The 18116-nt window shown below is 61.4% G+C and carries 29 protein-coding genes and 1 pseudogene; all 30 read left to right on the top strand.

All coding sequences use genetic code 11. The features are described 5' to 3' along the window. Window positions 1-380: pseudogene (gene tuf, locus QMX78_RS13275) on the top strand (elongation factor Tu); the annotation flags it as partial. 1148 nt (window positions 381-1528) lie between these two features. Continuing rightward, window positions 1529-1840, top strand: coding sequence for a 30S ribosomal protein S10 (rpsJ, locus tag QMX78_RS13270; RefSeq protein ID WP_010341589.1), 312 nt, complete (start codon window positions 1529-1531; stop codon window positions 1838-1840). A gap of 11 nt (window positions 1841-1851) precedes the next feature. Then, window positions 1852-2502 (top strand): 50S ribosomal protein L3, encoded by a 651-nt coding sequence (gene rplC, locus QMX78_RS13265; protein WP_282270285.1) that lies wholly within the window; start codon window positions 1852-1854, stop codon window positions 2500-2502. A gap of 12 nt (window positions 2503-2514) precedes the next feature. Further along, a complete protein-coding gene (rplD, locus tag QMX78_RS13260; RefSeq protein ID WP_282270283.1) occupies window positions 2515-3120 on the top strand; it encodes a 50S ribosomal protein L4 in 606 nt (201 codons plus the stop codon). Beyond that, window positions 3117-3416 carry a 50S ribosomal protein L23 gene (gene rplW, locus QMX78_RS13255; protein ID WP_057629589.1) on the top strand — a complete coding sequence of 100 codons (300 nt, stop codon included), beginning with the start codon at window positions 3117-3119 and terminating at the stop codon, window positions 3414-3416. Before rplD ends, rplW begins: the two co-directional genes overlap by 4 nt. 10 nt (window positions 3417-3426) lie before the next feature. After that, complete coding sequence (gene rplB, locus QMX78_RS13250; protein WP_057629590.1) at window positions 3427-4254, top strand: 50S ribosomal protein L2; 828 nt, start codon at window positions 3427-3429, stop codon at window positions 4252-4254. Between the two features lie 6 nt (window positions 4255-4260). After that, complete coding sequence (rpsS, locus tag QMX78_RS13245) at window positions 4261-4530, top strand: 30S ribosomal protein S19 (protein ID WP_057629591.1); 270 nt, start codon at window positions 4261-4263, stop codon at window positions 4528-4530. A 12-nt stretch (window positions 4531-4542) separates the two neighbouring features. Further along, a complete protein-coding gene (gene rplV / locus QMX78_RS13240) occupies window positions 4543-4878 on the top strand; it encodes a 50S ribosomal protein L22 (protein ID WP_054657198.1) in 336 nt (111 codons plus the stop codon). Between the two features lie 18 nt (window positions 4879-4896). After that, window positions 4897-5631 (top strand): 30S ribosomal protein S3, encoded by a 735-nt coding sequence (rpsC, locus tag QMX78_RS13235; protein WP_057629592.1) that lies wholly within the window; start codon window positions 4897-4899, stop codon window positions 5629-5631. A 5-nt stretch (window positions 5632-5636) separates the two neighbouring features. Continuing rightward, window positions 5637-6050, top strand: a complete 414-nt coding sequence (gene rplP / locus QMX78_RS13230; protein ID WP_282270271.1) for a 50S ribosomal protein L16 — start codon at window positions 5637-5639, stop codon at window positions 6048-6050. After that, window positions 6050-6235, top strand: coding sequence for a 50S ribosomal protein L29 (gene rpmC, locus QMX78_RS13225; protein WP_054657204.1), 186 nt, complete (start codon window positions 6050-6052; stop codon window positions 6233-6235). The genes rplP and rpmC overlap by 1 nt, the downstream gene beginning before the upstream one ends. Before the next feature lie 11 nt (window positions 6236-6246). Then, window positions 6247-6516 (top strand): 30S ribosomal protein S17, encoded by a 270-nt coding sequence (rpsQ, locus tag QMX78_RS13220; protein WP_282270268.1) that lies wholly within the window; start codon window positions 6247-6249, stop codon window positions 6514-6516. Window positions 6517-6529: 13 nt separating this feature from the next. Beyond that, window positions 6530-6898 (top strand): 50S ribosomal protein L14, encoded by a 369-nt coding sequence (gene rplN / locus QMX78_RS13215; protein WP_019186153.1) that lies wholly within the window; start codon window positions 6530-6532, stop codon window positions 6896-6898. Window positions 6899-6914: 16 nt separating this feature from the next. Continuing rightward, window positions 6915-7232 carry a 50S ribosomal protein L24 gene (gene rplX, locus QMX78_RS13210; RefSeq protein ID WP_017355416.1) on the top strand — a complete coding sequence of 106 codons (318 nt, stop codon included), beginning with the start codon at window positions 6915-6917 and terminating at the stop codon, window positions 7230-7232. 10 nt (window positions 7233-7242) lie between these two features. Further along, entirely contained in the window at window positions 7243-7785 is a 543-nt protein-coding gene (gene rplE, locus QMX78_RS13205; protein WP_062169033.1) for a 50S ribosomal protein L5, read from the top strand. An 18-nt stretch (window positions 7786-7803) separates the two neighbouring features. Then, a complete protein-coding gene (gene rpsN / locus QMX78_RS13200; RefSeq protein WP_282270266.1) occupies window positions 7804-8109 on the top strand; it encodes a 30S ribosomal protein S14 in 306 nt (101 codons plus the stop codon). A gap of 218 nt (window positions 8110-8327) precedes the next feature. Then, window positions 8328-8726 (top strand): 30S ribosomal protein S8, encoded by a 399-nt coding sequence (gene rpsH / locus QMX78_RS13195; RefSeq protein ID WP_282270264.1) that lies wholly within the window; start codon window positions 8328-8330, stop codon window positions 8724-8726. 15 nt (window positions 8727-8741) lie between these two features. Further along, window positions 8742-9269 carry a 50S ribosomal protein L6 gene (gene rplF / locus QMX78_RS13190; protein WP_282270262.1) on the top strand — a complete coding sequence of 176 codons (528 nt, stop codon included), beginning with the start codon at window positions 8742-8744 and terminating at the stop codon, window positions 9267-9269. A gap of 33 nt (window positions 9270-9302) precedes the next feature. Further along, window positions 9303-9656, top strand: a complete 354-nt coding sequence (rplR, locus tag QMX78_RS13185) for a 50S ribosomal protein L18 (RefSeq protein WP_062169024.1) — start codon at window positions 9303-9305, stop codon at window positions 9654-9656. A 161-nt stretch (window positions 9657-9817) separates the two neighbouring features. Next, the gene (rpsE, locus tag QMX78_RS13180) at window positions 9818-10360 is read left to right on the top strand and encodes a 30S ribosomal protein S5 (protein ID WP_282270259.1); all 543 of its coding nucleotides are present in this window, start codon (window positions 9818-9820) and stop codon (window positions 10358-10360) included. Beyond that, the gene (gene rpmD / locus QMX78_RS13175; protein WP_062169020.1) at window positions 10353-10544 is read left to right on the top strand and encodes a 50S ribosomal protein L30; all 192 of its coding nucleotides are present in this window, start codon (window positions 10353-10355) and stop codon (window positions 10542-10544) included. The genes rpsE and rpmD overlap by 8 nt, the downstream gene beginning before the upstream one ends. Before the next feature lie 6 nt (window positions 10545-10550). Next, window positions 10551-10994, top strand: coding sequence for a 50S ribosomal protein L15 (gene rplO, locus QMX78_RS13170; RefSeq protein WP_057629603.1), 444 nt, complete (start codon window positions 10551-10553; stop codon window positions 10992-10994). A 7-nt stretch (window positions 10995-11001) separates the two neighbouring features. After that, on the top strand, window positions 11002-12357 hold the full coding sequence (gene secY / locus QMX78_RS13165) for a preprotein translocase subunit SecY (RefSeq protein ID WP_282270254.1): 1356 nt from the start codon (window positions 11002-11004) through the stop codon (window positions 12355-12357). Between the two features lie 347 nt (window positions 12358-12704). After that, on the top strand, window positions 12705-13061 hold the full coding sequence (rpsM, locus tag QMX78_RS13160) for a 30S ribosomal protein S13 (protein WP_057629605.1): 357 nt from the start codon (window positions 12705-12707) through the stop codon (window positions 13059-13061). Window positions 13062-13073: 12 nt separating this feature from the next. Continuing rightward, the gene (gene rpsK, locus QMX78_RS13155) at window positions 13074-13466 is read left to right on the top strand and encodes a 30S ribosomal protein S11 (RefSeq protein ID WP_057629606.1); all 393 of its coding nucleotides are present in this window, start codon (window positions 13074-13076) and stop codon (window positions 13464-13466) included. Between the two features lie 14 nt (window positions 13467-13480). Continuing rightward, window positions 13481-14110, top strand: coding sequence for a 30S ribosomal protein S4 (gene rpsD / locus QMX78_RS13150; protein ID WP_057633112.1), 630 nt, complete (start codon window positions 13481-13483; stop codon window positions 14108-14110). A 54-nt stretch (window positions 14111-14164) separates the two neighbouring features. Further along, window positions 14165-15163 (top strand): DNA-directed RNA polymerase subunit alpha, encoded by a 999-nt coding sequence (gene rpoA / locus QMX78_RS13145; protein WP_062169013.1) that lies wholly within the window; start codon window positions 14165-14167, stop codon window positions 15161-15163. Window positions 15164-15357: 194 nt separating this feature from the next. Next, window positions 15358-15744, top strand: a complete 387-nt coding sequence (rplQ, locus tag QMX78_RS13140; protein WP_282270242.1) for a 50S ribosomal protein L17 — start codon at window positions 15358-15360, stop codon at window positions 15742-15744. A gap of 145 nt (window positions 15745-15889) precedes the next feature. Next, complete coding sequence (locus QMX78_RS13135) at window positions 15890-16405, top strand: disulfide bond formation protein B (RefSeq protein ID WP_282270241.1); 516 nt, start codon at window positions 15890-15892, stop codon at window positions 16403-16405. A gap of 28 nt (window positions 16406-16433) precedes the next feature. Continuing rightward, window positions 16434-17801, top strand: coding sequence for a 3-deoxy-7-phosphoheptulonate synthase class II (locus QMX78_RS13130; protein ID WP_282270240.1), 1368 nt, complete (start codon window positions 16434-16436; stop codon window positions 17799-17801). Window positions 17802-18116: the final 315 nt, after the last annotated feature.

Here is an 18116-nt window from a genome sequence, read left to right as displayed (position 1 = left end):
GTCAGGCAGGTGACAACGCCGGTCTGCTGCTGCGCGGCACCAAGCGTGACGACGTCGAGCGTGGCCAGGTTCTGGCCAAGCCGGGTTCGATCAAGCCGCACACCCAGTTCGAAGCCGAAGTGTACGTTCTGTCGAAGGACGAGGGCGGCCGTCACACCCCGTTCTTCAAGGGCTACCGTCCGCAGTTCTACTTCCGTACCACCGACATCACTGGTGCGGTTGAGCTGCCGGAAGGCGTCGAGATGGTGATGCCGGGCGACAACGTGAAGATGGTTGTCACCCTGATCAACCCGGTGGCAATGGACGAAGGCCTGCGCTTCGCAATCCGCGAAGGTGGCCGTACCGTCGGCGCCGGCGTGGTCGCAAAGATCGTTGCCTAATAACGCCGCGCTTCCTCGCGAAGCCAGGTGTTGAAGAAGGGCGGCCTCCGGGCCGCCCTTTTTTGTTTGTCAGGTGGGCGGGGCTGGGGCGGAGCAGGGGCTTCGTGTGGCGTGCGTGTTTGGCGCTTGTGGTTTGAAGGGGCTGGCGCTTCAGGGGCTGGGAGGTTCGGGCGGCAAAAGCTTCAAGGGTCACGGGCTTTGACGGCTCGCCGCTCCAATTGGCTAAGAGGCCGCAAGCTGGAAGCTAGAAGCTGGAGTCAAGGGCCGGAAAAGCTGAAAATCAAAAGTCAAAAGCTTCCCCTCACCCCAACCCCTCTCCCGTAAACGGGAGAGGGGCTCGGAATGCTTCGATCGCTAGCGGACTGCTGGCGGGCGGAGTGCTAGCCCCTCTCCCGTTTACGGGAGAGGGGTTGGGGTGAGGGGAAGCTTTTCGCGAAAAGTCTGGGCAATCTGAATAGGGTGAGACTGCGGCCCGGATGGATTTGTACTTCCGCTTCGCCCGCGTGGATAATGCTGCTCCCCGAGGGAAGCGGCTGGGCGGGCGTATTCACATCCGAGCCTGTTCAGGGTTTGCCTGGCTCAGGCCGGCACAAGTGCCGGGCTTGGGCGGGGTAGGGCGCTCGACGCATTACCATTGTTACGCCTGTTGCCCCGCCTTCTCACTGCCGCACCGGTCACCTGTCCATTCATCCCGCAGTTAGCCGGGAGATCCGTATCCGCGCACATCGGCGATGTGGTTGCCAAGGTCAGAACGCGCTTATACGCGGGAAACCACGTAAAACCAGCTGTCAGCTGAAGCACCCCATACCTCGGCAGAGGGGTGAGTTGCAATAGGAAAAGAATACTGACAGAATGCACGACCACTCGCGGAAGTGCCCGTTTACGGGAATTCCGCAACCAGCGAAAAGAGGGGCAGGACGCACCTCGTATTCGCCAGACAAGGACAGGTCGCATGGGAGGCACTCCGTTCAACGGGGTGTTTTTTGTGCGTTTGAACATGTCTGGGGCGGGCCGGGAAACCGGGCCGCCCTGCTGTTATGAAAGGATTCGCGCGACGGGCAGTGCTTCGGCGCTAAACGTCGTTTTCATGGGGTTCGGCACACTCAGGGGCCGGACCTGTCGCTCTTTAGACCCATAGGAATACCGTCATGGCGGACCAAAAGATCCGAATTCGGTTGAAGGCGTTTGATCATCGTTTGATCGACCGTTCGGCCAGCGAGATCGTTGAAACGGCAAAGCGGACCGGCGCGCAAGTGCGTGGCCCGATCCCCCTGCCCACCAAGATCGAGCGTTACACCATCCTCGTCTCCCCGCACGTCGACAAGGACGCGCGTGACCAGTACGAGACCCGCACGCACAAGCGCGTGCTCGATATCGTCGACCCCAACGACAAGACCGTGGACGCGCTGATGAAGCTCGAACTGGCTGCCGGCGTCGACGTTCAGATCAAGCTGACCTGAGGACTACGACCATGACGAAGAAATATTCGTTGGGCTTCGTGGGCCGCAAGGCTGGCATGAGCCGCGTTTTCACCGAAGATGGCCAGTCCATCCCGGTGACCCTGATTGAAGCAACCCCGAACCGCATCGCGCAGATCAAGACCGTCGAAACCGACGGCTACAGCGCCGTGCAGGTGACCGTCGGCGCTCGTCGCGCTGCGCTGGTCAACAAGCCGGAAGCCGGTCACTTCGCCAAGGCGAAGGTCGAAGCCGGTCGTGGCCTGTGGGAATTCCGCGTTGAAGACGCACAGATCGGCGATTTCGCCGTCGGTGGCGAAATCAAGGCAGACATCTTTGAAGTCGGCCAGACGGTTGACGTCCAGGGCGTCACCAAGGGTAAGGGCTTCCAGGGCACCATCAAGCGCTACAACTTCCGTATGGGCGATGCAACCCACGGTAACTCGCTGTCGCATCGCGCGCCGGGTTCCTTGGGCCAGCGCCAGACCCCGGGTCGCGTTTTCCCGGGCAAGAAGATGTCCGGCCACATGGGTTCGGTGCAGCAGAGCACGCAGAACCTGGAAGTGGTCAAGGTCGATGTCGAGCGTGGTCTGATTGCCATCCGCGGCGCCGTGCCTGGCGCAGCCGGTGGTGACGTGATCGTGCGTCCGGCTAGCAAGGCATAAGGAGAGATGACGATGGAACTCGTTATCACGGGTAGCAACAACAAGGTCTCGGTCTCCGAAGCCGTGTTCGGTCGCGATTTCAGCGAAGATCTGGTTCACCAGGTCGTCGTTGCTTACCGCAACGCCGCACGTTCGGGCACCAAGGCACAGAAGACGCGTTCTGAAGTGGCTGGTACCACCAAGAAGTCGAAGAAGCAGAAGGGTGGTGGCGCTCGTCACGGTGCCCTGACCGCTCCGATCTTCGTCGGCGGTGGTGTCACCTTCGCGGCCAAGCCGCGTAGCTTCGAACAGAAGGTCAATCGCAAGCAGTATCGCGCCGCCATGTGCGCCATCCTGTCCGAGCTGAACCGCCAGGGTCGCCTGACCATCGTTGAGTCGTTCGATGTCGAAGCGACCAGCACCAAGGCCCTGACCACCAAGCTGGCTGGCCTGGAAGTGGGCAAGCGTCCGCTGATCGTCACCGAAGAAGCTTCCGAGCACCTGTACCTGTCCGCTCGCAACCTGCCGTATGTGCAGGTGCGTGACGTGCAGGGTCTGGACCCGGTTTCGCTGGTCGGTGCCGACACGGTCGTCATCACCGCTGACGCGGTCAAGAAGGTCGAGGAGTGGCTGGCATGAGCGCCAACGAAAAAATCTTCAGCGTGCTGCGTGCACCGCGAGTCTCTGAAAAGACCGCGCGCCTGCAGGAAATCTCCAACCAATACGTCTTCGAAGTTTCGAACGAAGCCACCAAGGCCGATGTAAAGGCCGCGGTTGAGCAGCTGTTCGACGTCAAGGTCGAGTCGGTCAACGTGCTGAACGTGAAGGGCAAGAACAAGTCCTTCCGTAACCGTGCAGGCCGCCGCGGCGATTGGCGCAAGGCGTATGTGCGTCTCGCCGATGGCCAGTCCATCGATGTAACGGCCAAGGCCTGAGGTACATCCCATGCCATTGATGAAATTCAAACCCACTTCTCCCGGCCGTCGTTCGGCCGTGCGCGTGGTCACTCCTGATCTGCACAAAGGCGCGCCGCATGCTGCGTTGCTGGAGCCGCAGAGCAAGTCCGGCGGTCGTAACCACCACGGCCGCATCACCACCCGTCACGTGGGTGGTGGTCACAAGCAGCACTACCGTCTGATCGACTTCAAGCGCAACAAGGAAGGCATTCCGGCACGCGTGGAACGTATCGAATACGATCCGAACCGCACTGCCCATATCGCCCTGCTGTGCTACGTCGACGGCGAGCGTCGCTACATCATCGCCCCGAAGGGCCTGAAGGCTGGTGACCAGGTCATCTCGGGCGCTCACGCCCCGATCAAGACCGGCAACACCCTGCCGCTGCGCAACATCCCGGTCGGTACCACCGTCCACGGGATCGAGCTGAAGCCGGGCAAGGGCGCTCAGATCGCTCGTGCTGCTGGTGCAGGCGTGCAGCTGGTCGCTCGTGAAGGCATCTACGCCACCCTGCGCCTGCGCTCGGGTGAAATGCGTAAAGTGCCGGTCGAATGCCGCGCCACCATCGGTGAAGTCGGTAACGATGAGCACAACCTGGAAAAGCTGGGCAAGGCTGGCGCCAAGCGCTGGCGCGGTGTCAAGCCGACCGTCCGCGGTGCGGCCATGAACCCGGTTGATCACCCGCACGGTGGTGGTGAAGCCAAGGCCGGCCAGGGTAATCCGCATCCGGTCACCCCGTGGGGCGTTCCGACCAAGGGTTACAAGACGCGCCATAACAAGCGCACTCAGCAGTTCATCGTCCGCGATCGTAGGGGCTAATCGACCATGGCACGTTCACTCAAGAAGGGCCCGTTCGTCGATCACCACCTCGTCAAGAAGGTGGAGGCCGCTGCGGGCAGCAAGAAGCCGATCAAAACCTGGTCGCGCCGTTCGATGATCCTGCCGGAAATGGTAGGCGTCACCATCGCCGTTCATAACGGCAAGAACCACGTTCCAGTGCTCGTCAACGAGAACATGGTCGGCCACAAGCTCGGCGAATTTGCCGTCACCCGGACCTTCAAGGGTCACGGTGGCGACAAGAAGTCGGGCAAGTAAGGAGAGATGACAATGGAAGCGAAAGCAATCCTGCGCTCCGCGCGCATCTCTGCGCAGAAGGCTCGTCTGGTCGCTGACCAGGTGCGCGGTCTGCCGGCCGAGCGTGCGGTCAACCTGCTGAAGTTTTCGGATAAGAAGGCTGCCCACCTGATCAAGAAGGTGGTGGAGTCGGCTATCGCAAATGCCGAAAACAACCAGGGCGCTGACGTCGACGAGCTGAAGGTCAAGACCATCATGGTTGATGAAGGTCCGACCCTGAAGCGTTTCATGGCGCGGGCGAAAGGCCGCGGTACCCGCATCCTCAAGCGCACCAGCCACATCACTGTGGTTGTGGGCGCCGGCAAGTAAGCGGAAAGGATAAAGACCATGGGTCATAAAGTTCATCCGGTTGGTATCCGCCTCGGTATTTCCAAGGACTGGAACTCCAAGTGGTACGCCAACAAGGCCGAGTTTGCTGGTTACCTGGCAGCCGACCTGAAAGTTCGCGAGATGCTGCGCAAGAAGCTTGCTCAGGCCGGTATCTCCAAGATCCTCATCGAGCGTCCGGCAAAGACGGCTCGCGTGACGATCCACACCGCCCGTCCGGGCGTGGTGATCGGCAAGCGTGGTGAGGACATCGAAAAGCTGCGTAAGGAAGTGAGCGAAATGATGGGCGTCCCGGCGCACATCAACGTCACCGAAGTGCGCAAGCCGGAGTTGGACGCACAGCTGGTTGCCGAGTCGATCGCGCAGCAGCTGGAGCGCCGCATCATGTTCCGCCGCGCAATGAAGCGCTCGGTCGGCAACGCGATGCGCCTGGGTGCCCTGGGCATCAAGGTCAACGTCGGCGGCCGCTTGAACGGCGCTGAAATCGCCCGTTCGGAGTGGTACCGCGAAGGCCGCGTGCCGTTGCACACCCTGCGTGCGGATATCGACTACGGTTTCGCTGAAGCCAGCACCACCTACGGCATCATCGGCATCAAGGTCTGGATCTACAAGGGTGAAGTCTTTGATTTCTCCCAGGTTGGCCAGGAAAAGCAGGACGACAGCCCGCGCAACGATCGTAACGATCGCGGCGACCGCGGTGACCGTCCGTCGCGCCCGGCTCGTGAAGCGAGGTAACGGCAATGTTGCAACCCAAGCGAACCAAATACCGCAAGATGTTCAAGGGCCGCAATGACGGCCTGAGTTGGAGCGCCAACGCCGTCAGCTTCGGCGAGTTCGGCCTGAAGGCTACTGCCCACGGTCAGCTGACCGCGCGTCAGATCGAAGCGGCTCGCCGCTCGATCAGCCGCTACGTCAAGCGCGGCGGCAAGATGTGGATCCGTGTGTTCCCCGACAAGCCGATCACCAAGAAGCCCATCGAAGTCCGAATGGGTGCTGGTAAGGGTGGCGTGGAATACTGGGTCGCCCAGATCCAGCCGGGCCGCATGATTTATGAAGTCGAGGGTGTGACCGAGGAAGTGGCACGCGAGGCGTTCCGCCTGGCCGCTGCCAAGCTCTCGGTGACCACCACTTTCGTAACCCGGACGGTGCGCTGATGGACATCAAACAACTCCGCGAGAAGTCGGCTGACGAACTCAAGGCCCACCTGACCGACCTGCGTAAGGAGCAGTTCTCGCTCCGTATGCAGCAGGTCACCGGCCAGCTGCCGAAGACCCACGAAACCCGCCGGGTGCGTCGCGAGATTGCTCGCGTCAAGCACCTGATCGGCAGCACGAAGTAAGGATGGCTGCGATGAGCGAAAATACTGAAAAGAAGACGCTGCGCACGGTCGAAGGCCGTGTCGTCAGCAACAAGATGGACAAGACGGTCACCGTGTTGGTGGAGCGCCAGGTCAAGCACCCGTTGTACGGCAAGTACATCAAGCGCTCGTCCAAGCTGCACGCACACGACGCCGACAATGCCTGTAAAGAAGGCGATGTCGTGCGTGTGACCGAGATTGCTCCGATGTCCAAGACCAAGAACTGGCGTGTGGTGGAAGTCATCACGCGTGCGGCTGAATAAGGAGATCTGACTCATGATCCAGATGCAGAGCTACCTTGATGCTGCGGACAATTCCGGTGCCAAGGAACTGATGTGCATCAAGGTGCTTGGTGGTTCCAAGCGCCGTTATGCCCACATCGGCGACATCATCAAGGTCACCGTGAAGGACGCAATCCCGCGCGGCAAAGTCAAGAAGGGTGAAGTGTATGACGCCGTCGTGGTGCGTACCCGCAAGGGTGTGCGTCGCGCCGATGGCTCGCTGATCCGTTTCGACGGCAACGCTGCGGTCCTGCTCAACAACAAGCAAGAGCCGATCGGCACCCGCATCTTCGGACCGGTGACCCGTGAACTTCGTTCCGAGAAGTTCATGAAGATCGTCTCGCTCGCTCCCGAAGTTCTGTGAGCGCCAGGAGATAGTCATGGCTAACCGTATCAAGAAGGGCGACCAGGTCGTCGTCAACACCGGCAAGGACAAGGGCAAGCAGGGCGAAGTCGTCCGCGTCGACGGCGATCGTGTGATCGTCGCCAACGTGAACATCGTCAAGCGCCACACCAAGCCGAACCCGCAGGCAGGCGTTGCTGGCGGCGTGGTCGAGCGTGAAGCGTCGATCCATATCTCCAACGTGAATGTGCTGAACCCGGCTTCGGGCAAGGGCGAGCGCGTTGGCTTCAAGGTGCTGGAGGATGGACGCAAACTGCGTGTGTTCCGCTCCAGCGGTGAGGCGCTCGACGCCTAAGGACTGACCGATGAATTCACGTCTCGAAAAGTTTTACAAGGAAGAAGTGGTACCGGCGCTGACCAAGCAGTTCGGTTACACCAATCCGATGGAAGTGCCGCGCCTGGTCAAGGTCACCCTGAACATGGGTGTGGGCGAAGCTGCGACCAACAAGAAGGTTCTTGAGAACGCCGTTGCCGACATGACCAAGATCACCGGCCAGAAGCCGGTGGTCACCAAGTCGCGCGTCTCGGTGGCTTCGTTCAAGATCCGTGACGGTTGGCCGATCGGCTGCAAGGTCACGCTGCGTCGTGACACCATGTTTGAGTTCCTGGATCGCCTGATCAACATCTCGCTGCCGCGCGTGCGTGACTTCCGCGGCGTGTCGGGTCGTTCGTTCGACGGTCGTGGTAACTACAACATGGGTGTGAAGGAACAGATCATCTTCCCGGAAATCGACTTCGACGCCGTCGACGCGATCCGCGGTATGGATATCGCCATCACCACCACCGCCAAGACCGACGCGGAAGCGAAGGCGCTGCTCGCAGCGTTCAAGTTCCCGTTCCGTAACTGATTCGTCGAGGATACAGAAATGGCAAAGACCTCAATGGTCAACCGCGACATCAAGCGGAAGAAGCTGGCTCTGAAGTACGCCGACAAGCGTGCTGCTCTGAAGAAGATCGTGTCCTCCGTGGACGCGAGCTACGAAGAGAAGATCGAGGCTGCAACCAAGTTGTCGAAGCTGCCGCGCGATTCGTCGCCGAGCCGCCACCGCAACCGTTGCGAACTGTCGGGTCGTCCGCGTGGCGTGTACAGCAAGTTCGGCCTCGGCCGCAACAAGCTGCGCGAAGCCACCATGCGTGGTGACGTGCCGGGCCTGCGCAAGGCAAGCTGGTAAGCAACAACCCGCTGGGCGGACCGAAAGGCCCGCCCAGCAGGGCTTTCGGGTCAATCTGAAAGCAAAACAAAAAGTCCGACGCAAGTCGGGCTTTTTGTCGTATAATCCCGCTTCTTGCCTGCCCGAAATGGCGGCAGGTGCGTCAAGGGCCCTGGCCCATCCCAGGAAAACACGAGATTTTCGCGAAAGCGGATATCGGTGCACTCAAAGGTATCTACATGAGCATGACTGATCCCATCGCCGACCTGCTGGTCCGCATCAAGAATGCGGCAGCGGTTGGCAAGCAGACGGTGAAAGCCCCGTCGTCCAAGGTCAAGGTGGCCATTGCCCAGGTCCTGAAGGACGAGGGCTACATCGCCGACCTGCGCGTCAACAACATCGAAAGCAACAAGGCCGAACTCGAAATCGTCCTGAAGTATTTCGAAGGCAAGCCGGTCATCGCGACCCTGAAGCGCTTCTCGCGTTCGGGCCTGCGCCAGTACCGTGGCAAGTCTGAACTGCCGAAGGTCCTGAACGGCCTGGGCGTCGCCATCATTTCCACCTCCAAGGGCATCATGACTGATGCGCAGGCGCGCCAGTTGGGCGTCGGCGGCGAAGTCCTGTGCTTCGTGGCCTAAGGGAAGGAGTCCACTATGTCCCGCGTAGCCAAGAAGCCGATCAACCTGCCCAAGGGCGTTGAACTGACCATCCAGCCGGAAGTTGTGAGCGTGAAGGGCCCGAAGGGCACCCTGTCGCTGAACAAGACCGCTGGCGTAGAAATCACTCTCGACAACGGCGTTGCCACGCTGAGCCCGAAGGACATCTCCTTCGACGCGCTGGCCGGCACCGTGCGTGCGATCCTGGCCAACATGGTGCAGGGCGTGTCCGAAGGCTTCGAGCGCAAGCTTGAGCTGGTCGGCGTGGGTTACCGCGCTGCCATGCAGGGCAAGGACCTGAACCTGTCGCTGGGCTTCTCCCACCCTGTCGTGTTCGTGGCGCCGGAAGGCATCACCCTGTCGACCCCGACGCAGACGGAAATCGTCGTGCAGGGCGTGGACAAGCAGGTTGTCGGTGAAGTCGCCGCCAAGATCCGTGGTTACCGTCCGCCGGAGCCCTATAAGGGCAAGGGTGTGAAGTACGCCGGTGAAGTCATCATTCGCAAGGAAGCCAAGAAGGCCTAATTCTTAGGTTTTCAGCTTTCGAGGATAAAGAACATGAACAAGAACATCGCCCGTCTGCGTCGCGCCAAGTCGACCCGTTCGCACATCCGTACCCTGGGCGTTGCACGTCTGTCGGTGCTGCGCACCGGTCAGCACCTGTACGCACAGGTCTTCACCGCCGACGGCTCCAAGGTGCTGGCTGCTGCCAACACCGCACAGGCCGAAGTCAAGGAAGGCCTGAAGAGCGGCAAGAACATCGACGCTGCTACCAAGGTTGGCAAGTTGATCGCCGAGCGCGCCAAGGCTGCTGGTATCGAGAAGGTCGCTTTCGACCGCTCGGGCTACCGCTACCACGGTCGCATCAAGGCGCTTGCTGATGCTGCCCGCGAAGGCGGCCTGCAGTTCTAAGCAATACAGGAAAGGGGCCTTTGGCCCCTTTCCGCCTGCCTGCCGGTACGGGTTTGTACCGGGCGCCACTCGTTCTTCTGCAGCGTCTGGCGATTCACTGCTTCACTACACAACCATAAGCGGCCCCGAGCCGTACATACCCAATCAATCAAGGAATCGAAATGGCAGAAGAGCGTCAGCAGCGGGGTCGCGATCGCGACCGTAACCGCGAAGAGAAAATCGACGACGGCATGATCGAGAAGCTGGTCGCGGTCAACCGCGTCAGCAAGACCGTCAAGGGTGGCCGTCAGTTCACCTTCACCGCACTGACCGTGGTCGGTGATGGCGAAGGCAAGGTTGGCTTCGGTTATGGCAAGGCACGCGAAGTGCCGGTCGCCATCCAGAAGTCGATGGAGCAGGCCCGCAAGAACCAGGTCAGCGTTGATCTGAACAACGGCACGTTGTGGCACACCATCAAGGATGGTCACGGCGCAGCTCGCGTGTTCATGCAGCCGGCTTCGGAAGGTACTGGCGTCATCGCCGGTGGTGCCATGCGCGCCGTGCTGGAAGCCGTTGGCGTGAAGAACGTCCTGGCCAAGGCAACCGGTTCGCGTAACCCGATCAACCTGGTCCGCGCCACCCTGAAGGGTCTGGCCGGTGCACAGTCCCCGGCCCGTATTGCTGCCAAGCGCGGCAAGAAGTTGGAGGATCTGAACCATGGCTAATGAAACCGTCAAGACTGTAAAGGTGCGCCTGGTGCGCGGCCTGCGTGGCACCCAGTCGCGTCACCGCCTGTCGGTGCGTGCCCTGGGCCTGAACAAGCTCAATGATGTGCGTGAACTGAAAGACAGCCCGCAGGTTCGCGGTCTGATCAACAAGGTTCAGTACCTCGTCCAGGTTGAGGAGTAATCGACCATGACTATGCGTCTCAATGAACTGAGCCCGGCACCGGGCGCCCGTACCGAGCGTACCCGCGTCGGTCGCGGCATCGGCTCCGGCCTGGGCAAGACCTGCGGCCGCGGCCACAAGGGTTCGTTCGCTCGCAAGGGCGGCGGCAAGATCAAGGCTGGCTTCGAAGGCGGCCAGACCCCGATGCAGCGTCGTCTGCCGAAGATCGGCTTCTTCTCGCACAAGGCCAAGGACACCGCAGAAGTGCTGTCCTACCACCTTGACCGCCTGGAAGCTGGTGAGATCGACCTGGCCGCACTGCGTGCAGCCAAGCTGATCCCGTCGACCGCGAAGAAGGCCAAGGTCGTCTTCAAGGGCGAGCTGAGCAAGGCATTCACCCTGAAGGGTATTGCTGCTACTGCCGGCGCCAAGGCCGCGATTGAAGCTGCCGGCGGCAGCGTACAGGAGTAACTGGAACATGGCGCAAGCTGGCATCGGTAACCTCGCGGCAGGGGCGGGCAAGTTCACTGAACTTCGCCAACGCCTTCTGTTCGTACTTGGGGCATTGCTCGTCTATCGCATCGGCTGTTATGTGCCGGTGCCGGGCGTCAATCCCGAGGCCATGCTTGCGCTGATGCAGGCGCAGGGCGGCGGCATCGTGGACATGTTCAACATGTTCTCGGGCGGCGCCCTGCACCGTTTCAGTATCTTCGCGTTGAACGTGATGCCGTATATCTCGGCATCCATCGTGATGCAGCTGGCGGTCCACATCTTCCCGGCCCTGAAGGCCATGCAGAAGGAAGGTGAGTCGGGTCGTCGCAAGATCACCCAGTATTCGCGCATTGGCGCGGTGCTCCTGGCGGTGGTGCAGGGCGGCAGTATCGCGCTGGCACTGCAGAACCAGGTGTCGCCGGGCGGTGCACCGGTGGTGTACGCCCCGGGCATGGGCTTCGTGTTGACCGCGATCATCGCGCTCACTGCAGGCACCATCTTCCTGATGTGGGTAGGTGAGCAGGTGACGGAGCGTGGCATCGGCAACGGTGTGTCGCTGATCATCTTTGCAGGCATCGTGGCTGGCTTGCCGGCTGCCGTGATCCACACCGTCGAAGCCTACCGTGACGGCAACATGAGCTTCATTTCGTTGCTGATCATCGTGCTGGTGGTGCTGGCTTTCACCTATTTCGTGGTGTTCGTGGAGCGCGGTCAGCGTCGCATCACGGTCAATTACGCCCGCCGTCAGGGTGGCCGTAATGCCTATATGAACCAGACCTCGTTCCTGCCGCTGAAGCTCAACATGGCAGGCGTGATCCCGGCGATCTTCGCCTCCAGCATCCTTGCCTTCCCGGCAACGTTGGCGATGTGGTCCGGCCAGGCCAGCTCGGCCACGTGGCTGCAGAAGGTGGCCAACGCGCTGGGTCCGGGCGAGCCGCTGCACATGATCGTGTTTGCTGCGCTGATCACCGGTTTTGCGTTCTTCTACACCGCGCTGGTGTTCAACTCGCAGGAAACTGCTGACAACCTGAAGAAGTCGGGCGCGCTGATCCCGGGTATCCGTCCGGGCAAGGCAACCGCTGATTACATCGATGCCGTGCTGACCCGTCTGACCGCTGCTGGCTCGCTGTACCTGGTGATCGTCTGCCTGCTGCCGGAAATCATGCGTACCCAGCTCAACGCCTCCTTCTACTTCGGCGGCACCTCGCTGCTGATCGTGGTGGTGGTGGTGATGGACTTCATCGCACAGGTCCAGGCACATCTGATGTCGCACCAGTACGAGAGCCTGTTGAAGAAGGCCAACCTGAAGGGCGGCAACCGCGGTGGTTTTGCACGCGGCTGATTCACCGGTTATACTTTCCGCTTCATAGCGAGAAACCCGCTCCGGTTCCCGGGGCGGTTTTCCAAACAGAAGGGCGGCCCCTGCAGCGGTTTCGGGTGGGGGTGTGATGTGGTTGTTCCGCGCGGGAGTAGCGCGGGCGGCTCGGAGACTTCTCTCCTTGCCAGGCACATCCGGCGCCGGAGCATGGGCACACTCCCCACGCCGGGCTTGTGGAACTGTATGTTCCACGGGCTTCCAAGCAAACCGAAGCCTTGTTAGTATCGCTAGTTCACATTTTTGATCCATCCTGCCGGATTGGCGCGCCTCATGGTGCGTATTCGGCCATCACTCAGCTGGAGAACCGCGTCATGGCGCGTATTGCAGGCGTCAACCTGCCAGCCCAGAAGCATGTCTGGGTCGGGTTGCAAAGCATTTACGGCATCGGCCGTACCCGTTCGAAGAAGGTCTGCGAAGTTGCAGGCGTTGCTTCGACCACCAAAATCCGCGATCTGTCGGAACCGGAAATCGATCGTCTGCGCCTGGAAGTGGGCAAGTACATCGTTGAAGGCGATCTGCGTCGCGAAATCGGCATTGCCATCAAGCGCCTGATGGACCTGGGCTGCTATCGCGGCCTGCGTCACCGTCGTGGTCTCCCGCTGCGTGGTCAGCGCACCAAGACCAATGCACGTACCCGTAAGGGTCCGCGCAAGGCTCTGAAGAAGTAAGGGACCTAGATAATGGCTAAGCCCGCTGCTGCAAAAACCAAGAAGAAGATCAAGCGCGTCATCACTGATGGCGTTGCCCACGTCCACGCTTCGTTCAACAACACCATCGTGACCATCACCGACCGTCAGGGCAATGCACTGTCTTGGGCGACCTCCGGTGGCGCTGGCTTCCGTGGTTCGCGTAAGTCGACTCCGTTCGCCGCTCAGGTTGCCGCCGAAAAGGCTGGCAAGGCTGCGCTGGATTACGGCCTGAAGTCGCTGGAAGTCCGCATCAAGGGTCCGGGTCCGGGCCGTGAGTCGGCCGTACGTTCGTTGAACAACGTCGGCTACAAGATCACCAACATCATCGACGTGACGCCAATCCCGCACAACGGGTGCCGTCCGCCGAAGAAGCGTCGCGTCTAAAGGAGCGATAAGAAATGGCTCGTTATATCGGTCCTACCTGTAAGCTCGCCCGCCGCGAAGGCGCCGACCTCTCCCTGAAGAGCCCGGCCCGCGCGTTGGATTCCAAGTGCAAGCTGGAGCAGAAGCCCGGCCAGCACGGCGCCACTGCCCGTAAGGGCAAGCTGTCCGACTACGCCACCCAGCTGCGCGAAAAGCAGAAGGTCAAGCGTATCTACGGTCTGCTGGAGCGTCAGTTCCGCAACTACTACAAGAAGGCCTCGACCAAGAAGGGCAACACCGGCGAGAACCTGCTGCAGTTGTTGGAAACCCGTCTGGACAACGTCGTCTACCGCATGGGCTTCGCAGTGACCCGTCCGGCTGCCCGTCAGCTGGTCTCGCACCGCGGTGTCACGGTCAACGGCAAGTCGGTGAACCTGGCTTCGTACCAGGTCAAGGCCGGCGACGCGATTGCGCTGTCCGAGAAGGCTGCCAAGCAGCTGCGCGTCCAGGAAGCCCTGGTCGTTGCCGAGCAGCACGACCTCAGCCCGTCGTGGGTCGAAGTCGATTCGAAGAAGTTCAGCGGCGTCTTCAAGGCTGTGCCGGATCGTGCGGACCTGCCTGCGGATATCAACGAAGCGCTGATCGTCGAGTTGTATTCGAAGTAATTCACAATGGAGAACCTCCGGGTTGCACCGGAGGTTCGCAGGAGAACCCGCAACATGACGGTTACCGCAAACCAGGTTCTGCGTCCTCGCGGTCCGCAGATCGAACGCCTTACCGAGACCCGCGCCAAGGTCGTGATCGAGCCTTTGGAGCGTGGTTACGGGCATACGCTGGGCAACGCCCTGCGTCGCGTGCTGCTGTCGTCCATCCCGGGCTTCGCCATTACCGAAGTCGAGATCGACGGCGTGTTGCACGAGTACACCACTCTGGAAGGCCTGCAGGAAGACGTGCTTGACGTCCTGCTGAACCTGAAGGACGTGGCGATCCGTATGCACACCGGCGACAGCGCCACTGTTTCCCTGTCCAAGCAGGGTCCGGGTGTTGTCACCGCTGCCGACATCAAGGTTGACCACAACGTCGAAGTGATCAACGGCGACCATGTGATCTGCAACCTGACCAAGGACACTGCGATCAACATGCGTCTGAAGGTCGAGCGTGGCTTCGGCTACCAGCCGGCTGCCGCACGTCGTCGTCCGGACGAAGAATCGCGTGCGATTGGTCGTCTGGTGTTGGACGCTTCGTTCTCGCCGGTCCGCCGCGTCGCTTATGCGGTGGAAGCCGCTCGCGTCGAACAGCGTACCGACCTGGACAAGCTGGTCATTGATATCGAAACCAACGGCACGATCGATGCCGAGGAAGCTGTCCGCACCGCGGCCGACATCCTCAGCGATCAGCTGTCGGTGTTCGGTGATTTCACCCACCGCGACCGCGGTGCAGCCAAGCCGGCCAACAACGGCGTGGATCCGGTGCTGCTGCGCCCGATCGACGACCTGGAACTGACCGTGCGTTCGGCCAACTGCCTCAAGGCTGAGAGCATCTACTACATCGGCGATCTGATCCAGAAGACCGAAGTCGAACTGCTCAAGACCCCGAACCTCGGCAAGAAGTCGCTGACCGAGATCAAGGAAGTGCTGGCCCAGCGCGGTCTGTCGCTCGGCATGAAGCTGGAGAACTGGCCGCCGGCCGGTGTCGCCGCTCACGGCATGCTCGGCTGATAAGCAATACCTGTTCCCCCGCATGGGTGACCATGCGGGGGAATATTGTTTCAGCAGTACCCGCATTGACGGTTAAACAACGCCGCAATGCCGGTCGTCCAGGACGGGTGACCAGGACCATCCGCAGTCCACTTTCAACGCCAGGATGGCGACAACGATGTCCAACGTCTCACCATTAACCAAGGAATAAACCCATGCGTCACATGAAGTCGGGCCGCAAGTTCAACCGCACCAGCGCCCACCGCGAAGCAATGTTCAAGAACATGGCTGCGTCGCTGTTCAAGCACCAGCTGATCAAGACCACCCTGCCGAAGGCCAAGGAACTGCGCCGCGTTGCCGAGCCGCTGATCACCCTGGCCAAGGTTGATTCGGTTGCCAACCGTCGTCTGGCGTTCGCCCGCCTGCGTGACAAGGAAGCCGTTGGCGTCCTGTTCACCGTGCTGGGCCCGCGCTACGCCAACCGTCCGGGCGGCTACCTGCGCCTGCTGAAGTGCGGCTTCCGCGCTGGCGACAACGCTCCGATGGCTTACGTTGAGCTGGTTGACCGTCCGGTCGCCGTTGCGGAAGAAGTCGGCGAGTAATCGCACGCTTCCGTCCATCGACGGATGCAGGAAAAGCCCGGCATAAGCCGGGCTTTTTTGTTCATGTGGTTACAGCTGCCATCACTGCTGATCGCGCGCGGGCGGCCTGTTACTCTTGTTGCATTGTTCACTCCGGAAAGTTGCGATGAACCCTTTGCGTTGGAGTTTCCGCGCGCAGTGCCTGCTGGGCTTTTTGACCTGTGCTGGCCTGCTCGCCTTTGCGATCTACATGCAGATCCAGATGGGCTTGGAACCGTGCCCGCTGTGCATCTACCAGCGCATCGCATTTGCCGCCGTCGGCGTGCTGTTCCTGCTCGGTGCACTGCACGGACCGTCCGGTCGTGGCGGGCGCGCCGGCTATGGCGTGCTGACCTTCCTGGCGGCCGTGGTGGGCATCGGCATCGCCGGGCGCCACGTCTACGTGCAGTTGTTGCCGAAGGACCTGGGTAGCAGCTGTGGCCCGCCATTGAGCTTCCTTGCCGAAACCATGGGCCCGTTCGAGGTGTTCCGCACCGTGCTGACCGGTACCGGTGACTGCGGCAACATCGACTGGACCTTCCTCGGCCTGAGCATGCCGATGTGGAGCCTGGTGTGGTTTGTACTGCTTGCGGGTTGGGCGCTGTATGCCGGCTTGCGCGCACGTAAAAAACGTTTGATCTGACTCTTTCACTTCTTCAACTGGTATCTGCATGAACGCTTCTTCCTCCCTGTCATCCGTCGCCACCGCCAGCAGCTGGGCGCCGGATAGCTGGCGTGGCAAGCCCGCGCTGCAGATGCCGACGTACCCCGATCCGCAGGCGCTGGAGGCCGCGCTGAGCGAGCTGCGGCAACTGCCGCCGCTGGTGACATCGTGGGAGATCTTCGCGCTCAAGCAGCAGCTGGCCGAAGCACAGGAGGGCAAGCGTTTCCTGCTGCAGGGTGGTGACTGCGCCGAGAACTTCGTCGACTGCGAATCGGGCACGATATCCAACCGGCTCAAGGTGCTGCTGCAGATGAGCCTGGTGATGGTGCATGGCCTGCGCATGCCGGTTATCCGCGTTGGCCGCTTTGCCGGCCAGTACGCCAAGCCGCGCTCGGCCGATACCGAAACCCGCGACGGGGTGACCTTGCCCAGCTACCGTGGCGACGTGATCAATGCGCCTGGGTTCACCGAGGCCGCGCGCGTTCCCGACCCGCAGCGGATGATCACCGCGCATTCGCGCTCGGCGCTGACGATGAACTTCGTGCGTGCGCTGATCGATGGCGGCTTCGCCGACCTGCATCACCCCGAGTACTGGAACCTGGCGTGGATGCGCTGCTCGCCGTTGGCCGAGGAGTACCAGGAGATGGTCGCCTCGATCGGTGATGCGGTGCGCTTCATGGAGACCTTGTCGGGCTCACAGGTGCACAACCTCAACCGCGTGGATTTCTACACCTCGCATGAGGCCTTGCTGCTGCCGTACGAGCAGGCGCTGACCCGGCAGGTGCCGCGCCAGAGCGGATGGTTCAACCTGAGCACGCATTACCCGTGGATCGGCATGCGCACGGCGGCGCTGGATGGCGCCCACGTGGAGTACCTGCGCGGCGTGCGTAACCCGATTGCGATCAAGGTGGGGCCGTCGGTACAGCCGGACCAGCTGCTGCGCTTGATCGACGTGTTGAACCCGGATGACGAGCCGGGCCGCCTGAGCTTCATCCACCGCATGGGCGCGAACCAGATCGCCGACAAGCTGCCGCCGCTGCTGGATGCGATCAAGCGCGATGGCCGCCGCGTGCTGTGGGTCTGCGACGCGATGCACGGCAATACCGAAAGCACCAGCAACGGTTACAAGACCCGGCGGTTTGACAACATCCGCAGCGAGGTCGAGATGTCCTTCGACCTGCACGCAGCGGCCGGTACGCGTCTGGGCGGCGTGCACCTGGAATTGACTGGCGAGGATGTCACCGAGTGCACTGGCGGCGCCCGCGAGCTCACCGAGCGCGATCTGGAGCGTGCCTACCGTTCCAGTGTCGACCCGCGGCTGAACTACGAGCAGTCGTTGGAAATCGCCATGGCCATCGTCCGCAAGCAGGGCTGACGGCCGCACCTGTAGTGCCGAGCCATGCTCGGCAGGGGCTTCACCGGTAAAGCCGAACCCGTAGTGCCGAGCCATGCTCGGCAGAGGCGTTACCGCTAAAGCCGAACCCGTAGTGCCGAGCCATGCTCGGCAGAGGCGTTACCGCTAAAGCCGGACCTGTAGTGCCGAGCCATGCTCGGCAGGGGCGTTACCGGTAATGCCGGACCTGTAGTGCCGAGCCATGCTCGGCAGAGGCGTTACCGGTAATGCCGGACCTGTAGTGCCGAGCCATGCTCGGCAGGGGCGTTACCGGTAATGCCACATGCCGAGCATGGC

The organism is Stenotrophomonas sp. PS02298 (genome assembly GCF_029959445.1).
In the GTDB taxonomy this organism is placed as follows: Bacteria; Pseudomonadota; Gammaproteobacteria; order Xanthomonadales; family Xanthomonadaceae; genus Stenotrophomonas.
The sequence above is the reverse complement of the archived record's forward strand: the minus strand, read 5'-3'. Positions and strand labels throughout refer to the sequence as shown.